Origin of the sequence: Ectobacillus funiculus, from assembly GCF_004138295.1 — a bacterium.
GTDB classification, from domain to species: Bacteria; Bacillota; Bacilli; order Bacillales; family Bacillaceae_G; genus Ectobacillus; species Ectobacillus funiculus.
The window spans coordinates 1-9,445 of sequence record NZ_SCFM01000061.1; the positions used below are offsets into that span (position 1 = coordinate 1).

At 39.6% G+C, this 9,445-nt stretch carries 9 protein-coding genes and 1 pseudogene; 4 read left to right on the forward strand and 6 right to left on the reverse strand.

The genetic code is table 11. From position 1 onward, the window contains the following. Positions 1-97 precede the first annotated feature (97 nt). On the reverse strand, positions 98-325 hold the full coding sequence (locus EP737_RS22465; protein WP_129731221.1) for a Spo0E family sporulation regulatory protein-aspartic acid phosphatase: 228 nt from the start codon (positions 323-325) through the stop codon (positions 98-100). A 704-nt stretch (positions 326-1,029) separates the two neighbouring features. Here EP737_RS22465 and EP737_RS22470 point away from each other — a divergent pair. From EP737_RS22470 to EP737_RS22485, 4 genes are read left to right on the forward strand one after another with little or no spacing between them, the layout of a single operon-like run. Further along, positions 1,030-2,598 carry a spore germination protein gene (locus EP737_RS22470; protein WP_129731244.1) on the forward strand — a complete coding sequence of 523 codons (1,569 nt, stop codon included), beginning with the start codon at positions 1,030-1,032 and terminating at the stop codon, positions 2,596-2,598. A 56-nt stretch (positions 2,599-2,654) separates the two neighbouring features. Beyond that, positions 2,655-3,833, forward strand: coding sequence for a Ger(x)C family spore germination protein (locus EP737_RS22475; RefSeq protein ID WP_129731224.1), 1,179 nt, complete (start codon positions 2,655-2,657; stop codon positions 3,831-3,833). 47 nt (positions 3,834-3,880) lie between these two features. Then, the gene (locus tag EP737_RS22480) at positions 3,881-4,072 is read left to right on the forward strand and encodes a hypothetical protein (protein ID WP_246040348.1); all 192 of its coding nucleotides are present in this window, start codon (positions 3,881-3,883) and stop codon (positions 4,070-4,072) included. After that, positions 4,069-5,193 (forward strand): GerAB/ArcD/ProY family transporter, encoded by a 1,125-nt coding sequence (locus EP737_RS22485; RefSeq protein WP_246040349.1) that lies wholly within the window; start codon positions 4,069-4,071, stop codon positions 5,191-5,193. Before EP737_RS22480 ends, EP737_RS22485 begins: the two co-directional genes overlap by 4 nt. Before the next feature lie 49 nt (positions 5,194-5,242). Here the strand turns inward: EP737_RS22485 and EP737_RS22490 are convergent, their stop codons facing one another. The 5 genes and pseudogenes from EP737_RS22490 to EP737_RS22510 form a co-directional block, all read right to left on the reverse strand. Further along, complete coding sequence (locus EP737_RS22490; RefSeq protein WP_129731233.1) at positions 5,243-6,250, reverse strand: sugar ABC transporter substrate-binding protein; 1,008 nt, start codon at positions 6,248-6,250, stop codon at positions 5,243-5,245. A 187-nt stretch (positions 6,251-6,437) separates the two neighbouring features. Further along, positions 6,438-7,295, reverse strand: coding sequence for a class II fructose-bisphosphate aldolase (locus EP737_RS22495; protein WP_129731236.1), 858 nt, complete (start codon positions 7,293-7,295; stop codon positions 6,438-6,440). Between the two features lie 190 nt (positions 7,296-7,485). Continuing rightward, positions 7,486-7,953, reverse strand: a complete 468-nt coding sequence (gene rpiB, locus EP737_RS22500; RefSeq protein WP_129731239.1) for a ribose 5-phosphate isomerase B — start codon at positions 7,951-7,953, stop codon at positions 7,486-7,488. 22 nt (positions 7,954-7,975) lie between these two features. Further along, a complete protein-coding gene (pfkA, locus tag EP737_RS22505) occupies positions 7,976-8,932 on the reverse strand; it encodes a 6-phosphofructokinase (protein WP_129731241.1) in 957 nt (318 codons plus the stop codon). 123 nt (positions 8,933-9,055) lie between these two features. Continuing rightward, positions 9,056-9,445: pseudogene (locus tag EP737_RS22510) on the reverse strand (MFS transporter); the annotation flags it as partial.

Below are 9,445 nucleotides of genomic sequence, written 5' to 3' on the forward strand. Positions count from 1 at the left end.
AATCGTACCTTGTTTTACCTTCAATTTCTCAACTATCATTTCTTCTCCCCCTAACATTTTTTCTAGAAAAATTTATTTGATAACATGTAATTGATATTTACAAACTTAGACTTGTCTCATCGTGATAATAAGACTTGATTTTTGCTAAAGCTGGAGTATGAGTATCAGATATAATTTTTTGCAACATAATGATTTTCCCATCTAATTGTTTACTGATTTGGATAACAGACGGATCAGAAATCCCCTTCTTCTTTGCTACCTCGTGCATACTCTCACGATACTCGTTTATACTCTCCCTTAGAGCTAGTGCATTTCTCAAAATCATGGCTGTTACTTCCTTTCTGCTGTTTAGCAATGTTGTTAATCTATAGAAACTAATCCCTCTTTATAAAACCAGCACAAATTTCTACTCTCTGAATAAGTGTAATCGCTGGAATTGTATTGCAAAGCTGAAGGTAACTTCTTATATCAAACGCTTTCATGAAGCGCTTTCAAAAGTACTTTTGATCTAAGCAGTTCGATAAAGTAAAAGATACGTTCTTTCAATGGATTCCTCGATGACTTCCACTCTTTCTGAACAATTACAATCTTTCCATTTACCATACCTGCCTATTGCCCTGTTGACTACTTGTCTACTAAGTTACCTTGTGAATTAATTATAACTTTACTAATATTGTTTGTCAATACGGTTATCGAATGATTCTAAGCGCGCTTCATAGTGTCATCGTACATACGTCACTGTGTCCTATTAGCCTATCGATTGTGTTGCACATATACATACATTTCATACTGTCACGCGATTTAGCAACAAATTGAATAGGGAGAAACTGATTGGTTAAATTAACTAAAGCATATAAAACAAACATTCAAAGCCTAGGAAGAAGAAATTTGCAAGTGCATGCATTTCTGACTACGTCGAATGACTTCTAACTGGAAACTCATGCTTTCCTCCAGTGAAATAAACATGCTTCAGGCATCTGGGCAATAAATAACAATCGAGGAGTAAATAGGGGATGATATCTTTTGGGTATGTTCCAGAGGTTTAAATCTAATTCAAGCCCTAACAATGAACATATAAAGGAAAACACACCTTTACAAACTAATCTTCAAGAAAACATCCGAACGATTAGAAAACTAGTTGGAAATAGCCCAGATATTGTCATAAGGGAGTTTGGCATCGGAAAGAAAAGAGAGATCAAAATAGCGCTAGTCTTTACGGAAGGTTTATCTGATGCTCAATCTGTCAATCAGTTTATCATGGAATCTTTAATGTTGGATATACAAGAACATGATGTAAGTTTAGACCATCCCTCTAAGTTGTTTACCTTTCAACTACTGAAAGAGCTTCTCCCAGTGGGGAACGTCAAGGATGTTTCAGATTTTGAAGCCTTGCTTCCCTCCATCTTATCGGGGGATGCTGCCATCCTATTGAATGGATATTCTCAAGGTCTGATAGTTGGTTTGAAAGGATGGGAAGACCGCGGTGTCCAGGAGCCTTCTTCCCAAACAGTCATCCGTGGCCCGAAAGAGGGGTTTTCCGAAAACATCCGGACGAATACCGCATTGGTCCGGCGAAAAATTAAAGATCCTAACCTTTGGTTGGAGAACCTAACAATAGGAAGAGTAACGAAAACTACTGTTAACATCATGTATATCCAAGGGATTGCGAATGAAAAAGTCGTTGAAGAAGTACGGAAACGGCTTACCAGGATTGAAATAGATAGTATCTTGGAAGGCGGCTATATCGAAGAGTTAATCCAAGATGAAACATACACTGTTTTTCCCACGGTGTTTCATACAGAAAGGCCTGATGTCATTGCTGCCGGGCTTTTAGAGGGACGGATTGCAATCTTTGTGGATGGAACCCCCTTTGTCCTTTTGGTGCCGGTCATCTTCTCGCAATTCTTTTCGGCGGCGGAGGATTATTATCAGCGATCAGATATTGCTACGCTTCTGCGTTTGCTGCGTTATTTGGCTTTCTTCATTGCCTTGCTGGCGCCGTCTTTATATATTGCGATTACGACTTTTCATCAAGAAGTGTTGCCTCCTGGACTATTATTTAACCTAATGGCCCAACGGGAAGGAGTGCCTTTTCCGGCATTTATTGAAGCACTACTAACAGAGTTAATCTTCGAACTGTTGCGAGAGGCTGGGATTCGCATGCCAAGAGCGGTGGGCCAGGCGGTATCCATTGTGGGGGCCTTAGTGATTGGACAAGCAGCCGTAGAAGCAGGAATCATCTCGGCTTCAATGGTCATCGTAGTATCTATCACAGCTATTTCCAGCTTCATCATTCCTGCCTATAATTTGGCCATTTCTGTCAGAATTCTGCGCTTTGGGATGATGGGGTTGGCTGCTTCCTTCGGATTTTTGGGTGTTATTGTAGGGATTATCGCTGTCATGCAGCACTTATGTCAATTACGTTCGTTTGGAGTTCCCTATATGGCACCATTTGCCCCTATGGTGATGACTGATCAAAAAGATGCGATTTTTCGTGCACCTTGGTGGGGAATGTTCTCAAGGCCTCGATTTGTGAGTCAAAGGAATGTCAGCCGTGAAGATGATTCTTCTACCCAGCAGTCACGTAGAAAAACTTAAAAATTAATACAAAGGAAGGGGGAGTAGTTACGAAACAAGGACTGGTCGTATGGCTGATGTTAATAACCATGTTGTTTATACTTACCGGCTGCTGGAGTCGGGTGGAATTGAATGAACTTGCGGTCACTGTGGCCATGGGATTGGATAAAAAGGGAAATAAAGTTTTAATTTCTCAACAAATCGTTAATCCAGGAGCGATTGCTGCCAAAGGAGGTGCTGCTTCGAGCGATGCTCCTGTTACTTTGTTTAAAGAAACGGGGAACGGTATACAGGCTGCTGATCGAAAAATGATAACCTCCAGTACAAGAAAAATTTATACGGGACAACTACAAATGCTTATCATCAGTGAAGAATTGGCAAAAGAAGGACTAAGCGATGTATTAGACCACATATCCAGAGACCATCAATATCGAAGGGATTTTTTTGTAGTGATAGCTAGAGGAACAAAGGCTGAGGATATCCTTAAGGTTTATACCGTCATAGATAGGATTCCCGCCAATAAAATGCAACGTTCTCTAGATAACTCATCTAAAGCTTGGGGGACAACAGTTTCCGTCAGAATGGATCAGTTTATGTCAGATATCATTAGTAATGGAAAAGAAGCCGTACTCACAGGCATTAAGGTGCAAGGAAATCGCAATCTAGGTGAAACTACAAAAAATGGGCAACAAATTGATCCCAGTGCTAAGTTGCAATATAACGGTCTTGCCGTGTTTAAAAAGGATCGGCTGGTCGGTTGGTTAAATGAAGAGGAAAGTAAAGGATATAACTATACTCAGGGTAAGATAAGTAGCACGAGTGTTGTCTTTCCTTGCTCCCGAGGGAAGAAGAATATAAATGTGGAAGTGCTTCGTACTCAAGAAGAGACTCAATTCAAGAAAATAAATGGTACGCCTCAAATAGATATCAAAATTAGTCTCGAAGGCAATGTATCTGATGCGCAATGCGCTATCGATTTATCAAACCCGGAAACGATTACTCAGTTAGAGAAATTAACAGAAAAAGATATAAAAAGGACCATTGCAGCGGCACTAAACGCAGCGCAAAAAAAATACAAATCTGATATTTTCGGATTTAGAGATGTAGTCAACCGTACCAATCCTAAATATTTGGAAAAGGTGCAAAAGGATTGGGATCAGGAGTTTCCGGATTTGCAAGTCAATGTAGCAGTGAAAGCCGATATTCGCCGTGTGTTTATAACTAAAAAATCATTTCGAGAAAGGATAGAAGAGTAATTTAGATGTGGTCTATTGCGGGAATAATAATGGTAGGAGTTATCATCATGTTCATTAAGATTCCTTCCCTTTTGAAGAAAAATCATAAAAAAGATCTATGGGTGTTTTCTTCCCTACTGCTTCTGGGTGTTGTCCTAAATATTTGGGAGCAGATGGGAAGAAGTATTCCAAACCCACTTGAGGGAATTACAGCTATCTTCCAGCCTTATAGCGAGGTTATTTCGAACATATTCAAGTGAAACAGGTGATACAGATGCAAGAGAGCGGTAAAATTGCCCCTCGCCAGTTTATGATTTTCATCATCCTATTTATGATTGGCAGCTCCATTCTCTTATTGGCAAAATTTATTGCTGCGGAAGCAAAGCAAGATGCTTGGATAACCGCTATCATCCTTGCAGGAGCAGGTTTTTTGCTGGCATGGTTATACAAAGCACTAGGAAATCTTTTTCCAGATATGACCCTGGTTGAATACAGCCAAGAAATTTTAGGGAAGTGGCTAGGAAAAACACTATCACTTTTATTCTTCACTTATACATTTTTCCTTTGTGCTATTACACTCCGGCAGATCAGTAATTTCTTTACATCGACCATGATGCCGGAAACGCCGATTGAGTCGATACATATCCTTTTGTTAGGTATCGTCATTATGGGGGTGCAATACGGCTTAGAAAATATGGCCCGTACTTCTGAAATCTTCTTTCCCTGGGTTTGTATTCTTTTTTTTACGATAGTTATCTTTGTTTCTCCGCAAATGGAGTTTGAAAACATTCAACCTATATTTGCAAAAGGGGCAAACCCTATCCTTCATGCTGTTTTTATGCAACTGGGTTTTCCTTATCTGGAGCTTGTTTTATTTTTAATGCTATTCCCCTATGTGAATCGGGTTAAGGAAGCAGGTAGAGCCTTTTTAACAGGGAGTATAATAGGGGGAATCATTCTCTTCTCAATTACCCTGCTGACTATACTAGTTTTGGGAGCTGAGGCAGCAGAAAATGAACATTTTCCCAGCTATATATTGGCTCAAAAAATCGATGTCGGCAGGTTTTTCCAACGAATAGAGAGTATTATGGCAGGCTTATGGATTATTACTACCTTTTTCAAGCTGCAGATTTGTTATTATGTATCCGTATTAGTACTCGCTCAGACGTTGGAAATCCATGATTATCGTTCTCTGACTCTTCCATTCGCCATGATCCTGATGGTCCTAGCTGTTGTGATAGCACCCGATATGAGTTATTTGATTAACTTTATTGCAAATATTTGGACACCCTATTCTCTCGCGTTTGGCCTTTGTATGCCATTATTTCTGTTCGTGATAGCTAAGGTGAAACTAAAGTTTTTAGAGAGGGAGAAAAGTTGATATTCTATGGGAGCTACAGCGAGGCAGGATACGCACTAATTCCTATACTTTACTTGGATATTGGGAGGAACACCATATAAAAATGAGTATTCTTTAAATATCCCTTAAATTTTAATATTTCGGCCAGGAAACTCAGCCTATCCTCCGCATTATCCCTAGTGATAATATCAATCTCACTATCAATCCTTTTCTCGATGCGCTCTCCCTTAACGGATCTCAATGCTTGTTTAACACTTATATAGCCCATATCATAAGGATTCTGTGCCAAAGTAGCACTCAGCCGTTCCCCTTCAATGAGCTTCAACATTTCCCTCGTTCCGTCTGTTCCGATGACGGGAGTCTTTAGACCTTTTTTCTCGATTATCCTTAATGCATGTAAAGCCAATACGTCATCTGTAGCAAATACACCTTTGATATCAGGATAACTCTGTAAAATGTTCTCCATCACCGGTTTAGTCTGTCCAAATCGATCATACCCTAGTTGCTCTGTAACAATTTCAGCTCCAACAGCTTCTAACGCCTCTTTCGCTCCTTTTATTCGCTCATTCGCGACTGAACTCACTGACATTCCGCGAATAAGGGCTACCTGATCTCCCGGTTGCAGCATAGAGCCCAATAGTTCTCCTGCTTTTTTTCCTAAGACATAGTGGTCGGTTCCAATATAGGTTGTTTGCTTCTCCCATCCAGCATCTGTATCTACCATTAATGTAGGGATATTTTTGTTCCGATATTCCTCTAACACAGGAATAGCAGCAGATGGATCCGTTGGTGCAACAATTAGTGCATCTGGATGCCTCTTCAAAATAATCTTTAACATTGCAAGCTGTTTTTCAGACGAGTATTCAGAATTAGGCGCAATTACTTCTCCATCTATATTATAATCATCAAAAGCTTTTTCTGCTCCCGCTTGAATGGTCTTCCAATACTCGTCATTTAATTGTTTCAAAACGACAACCATCCTAGGCTTATCACTTTTTTTAAAAGCCGTAATCGTAAAACCTATCAACATGAAGAGAGCAACCACACAAATTAATGGAACCGACCAACTATTTTTCACCCTTTTTCCCCCTTATATAGTGCCGTATCGGGCCTCAATTCACATTAAAACGACCACTTAACTTGTAATTAACATAGAAGTTAGGCACATAATTAAAAGGATTATACTTATCAATGGTTAATAGTTCTGTCAACTTAAACATGCAAGAGCTAATTCCGCACTATGGACTTTTTTTCATCAGAATCAGTTACGCTTTGTTTGAAGAACCAAATTCACGCATTTTTCCAATGACTGTTTCCTTAATCGCATCACGACCTGGACCGATAAATTTACGTGGATCGTATACTTCTGAATCTGTATTTAATATCGCTCGTGCAGCTTTCGTAAACGCAATTTGATTCTCTGTATTTACATTAATTTTTGCCGTTCCTAATGAGATAGATTTTTGAATTTGATTGGTTGGAATACCTGTGCCACCGTGTAAAACCAAAGGTAAACCAGTTGCTTTACAAATTTGTTCCATTTCCGTAAATCCTAAATTTGGCTCACCTTTATAAGGACCATGAACAGAACCTAACGCAGGCGCAAGACAATCAATACCAGTACGCGCTACTAACAGCTCACATTCCCTTGGATCTGCGTAGATAACTCCCTCTGCAACTACATCATCCTCTTGTCCGCCAACAGTACCTAGCTCCGCTTCAACAGATACACCACGTTCATGGGCGTAATTCACTACCTTTTTAGTTGTTTCCACATTTTCTTCAAATGGATGATGAGAAGCATCAATCATCACCGATGTAAAACCAGCGTCAATGGCTGCTCTACATTTTTCAAAACTAGAACCGTGGTCCAAATGGATAGCTACAGGAACAGTGACACTCATTTCCTCAATAAGAGCTTCCGCCATAGCTGTTACTACCTTAAAACCACCCATATAGCGGGCAGCCCCTTCTGAAACACCAAGGATTACTGGTGATTTTTCCTCTTCAGCGGCAGATAAAATCGCTTGTGTCCATTCCAAGTTATTGATGTTGAATTGCCCAACCGCATAGCCCTCTGCTAACGCCTTCTTTAACATTTCTTTCATTGAAACTAAAGCCATATGAATATCCTCCTTAATAAATAGACCCTAACTTTTATTTCCGATAAGAGTCTATATGTAAATGAATCATCTACATCCAATTTACATACGAACTCTCATAGGTTATCTATCTCATTACCTTCTCGTTTGTGATCAAGTTAATGATTTCACCAATTGCTGTTCAGTTCCCCTGCAAGGGATCAATCATAGTTCAACACATTAATCGCTTTACTAGTTCATTAGTCGATTCATATACGGTTATTTTATTAACACGATTTTCATGTCTGCCGCCTTCAAAAGGTGTTGTTAGCCATATTTTTGCGATATCACGGGCTAATCCCGGACCAATCACACGCTCTCCCATAGCTAATACGTTTGTATTATTATGTTCTCTCGTTGCCTTAGCACTGAACGTATCATGCACAAGCGCACAACGAATGCCTTTCACTTTATTGGCTGCAATGCTCATCCCAATGCCTGTCCCGCAGATTAAAATCCCTCGATTCACCTCACCGTTTGCTACCTTTTCAGCGACTGGAAGGGCATAATCCGGATAATCAACAGAGGTATCACACTCACATCCTAAATCTACATACTCTATATTCATCTCCTCCATTAATGAGATGATTTCCTTACGAATATTCATACCGCCATGATCAGATGCAATCGCCACTTTCATGTTTCTTCCTCCTCATGTATTTCTAGTGTAAAAGTGTTTCTAATAATCTATATTGATCCTGCTTATCGGTTCTTTTGGCATTCACATTTTCAAGTTCTTCATGGATCACTTTATTCTCTTTCATGCCAACAGCCCGGCCTGAATATCCATTTACCAGCAATTCGACTGCCGTAATACCCAGCTTGCTTGCTAATACCCGGTCAAATGCTGATGGGTGTCCTCCTCTTTGGATAAAGCCTAACACTGTAGTTCTGACACTAAGGTTCAACTTTTCTTCAATATATTGTTGTAATTGCTGCAGATCATACATTCTTTCGGTCACGATGATGAGGTTATCATGTTTTCCGTTACTTATTCTGGTATGCAGCTTTGAACATATAGTAGCAAAATCTAACTTTCTCTCTGGAGTAGATATGATTTCTCCTCCACCTGCTAAGGCTGAATATAAGGCTAAGTCACCACAATATCTTCCCATCACTTCGACAATAGTTGTTTTATCATGGGAAAAATCAGTATCCTTAATTTTACCAATACAATCCAAAACTGTATTTAACATCGTATCAAATCCAATGGAATAATCTGTATAAGCCAAATCATTATCAATCGTTCCAGGTATACCAACTACTTTCACACCTAGTTCATGTAATCTTTCGGCTCCTTGTAAGGACCCTTCCCCGCCTATTACAACTAAAGAATGTATACCAAACTTTTGTAAAACCTGAAGAGCTTTTTTTCTTCCCGTTTCTTCCATAAATTCTAATGATCTAGACGTTTTTAAGATCGTGCCGCCTCTTTCTGCAATATCCTCTACCTCTGAAGAAGTTAAGGGATGAATTTTACCGTCAATTAAACCTTGGTATCCACACTGTATGCCCATTACCTCTAGATGATAGTGATTTGCTGCTTTTACTACAGCCCTGATAGCGGCATTCATTCCCGGGGCATCTCCACCACTTGTTAAGATCCCTAGTTTATTCATCAGCCCTACACCTCTTACACAATTAAGAATTTTAATAGTTTATTTATGAAGAAGTTCCAGCAGTTAGATAAACGTAGCCGCTGGAACTATAATTGCATCATGTACAAATCGTCTTTGTCTTTCTTAGCTAATTTTCTGTAGTTCTTCTTCGACATTCCGATTTAGAGCTTTTCCTGACTGTTTTACCAAGAAAAGAATGATACAAGCACCTATAATCATGCTAATCCCCATGAAAACCATACTAATCGTAAACGATCCTGTCGCATCCTTAATATATCCGACAACATACGGTCCGAAGAATCCACCAAGATTTCCGACACTATTAATGAGTGCAATCGCACCGCCGGCGGCAGCTCCTGTTAAGAAAGAAGGCGGAATCGCCCAAAATGGAGAATATGCACCAAATGCTCCGCATAAAGCAATCGTTAGAAATACAAATGATAATACAATGCTTGTACTTGCCACATAGCTGCTAATCATCATGGCAATCGCACTTACTGTTAAACATACCGC